Origin of the sequence: Pseudomonas sp. R62 (assembly GCF_000257605.1) — a bacterium.
GTDB classification, from domain to species: domain Bacteria; phylum Pseudomonadota; class Gammaproteobacteria; order Pseudomonadales; family Pseudomonadaceae; genus Aquipseudomonas; species Aquipseudomonas atacamensis.
Genome location: NZ_AHZM01000975.1, coordinates 1 through 555 on the forward strand (window position 1 = coordinate 1; position 555 = coordinate 555).

Here is a 555-nt window from a genome sequence, read left to right on the forward strand (position 1 = left end):
ACCAGAATCAGCGCGGCGCACATGCCGCCGTAGATGCGCAGGAAAATCGAATTCACAGCGCCAGGTCTGCGCAGGCCTCAGGGACGAACAGGTAGCCTTTGCTGCGGATGGTCTTGATCAGGCGCGGATGGTCGGGGTCGTCGCCGATTTTCGGGCGGATACGCGAGATGCGCACGTCGATCGAACGGTCCTGGCCGTCGTAGCCGATGCCGCGCAATGCAGTGAAGATTTCTTCCCGGGAAAGAATCCGCCCGGCGTTGGACACCAGCAGCCACAGCAGGTCGAACTCGGCGCTGGTCAGCTCGATGCCGTTGTCGCTCAGCCAGGCTTCGCGCAATGCGTTGTCGACCACCAGTGGACCGAATTGCAAACGCCGGGATTTTTCCGCGACCGGCTCCGGTGTGTCACTGCGCCGCAGCAACGCCTGGATCCGCGCCAGCAACAAGCGCGGACGCACGGGTTTGCATACGTAGTCGTCGGCACCGAGGTCGAGGCCGTGGATCTGATCAGCGTCATCGGTGCGCGCGGTGAGCATCAGGATCGGCCCGTCGTACT

At 63.2% G+C, this 555-nt stretch carries 1 protein-coding gene; it reads right to left on the reverse strand.

Annotated elements, in window-relative coordinates; all coding sequences use genetic code 11:
- Positions 1–52: 52 nt before the first annotated feature.
- Positions 53–555: winged helix-turn-helix domain-containing protein (locus OQK_RS01420; protein WP_016770778.1), on the reverse strand; the 503-nt coding region annotated here is incomplete at its 5' end.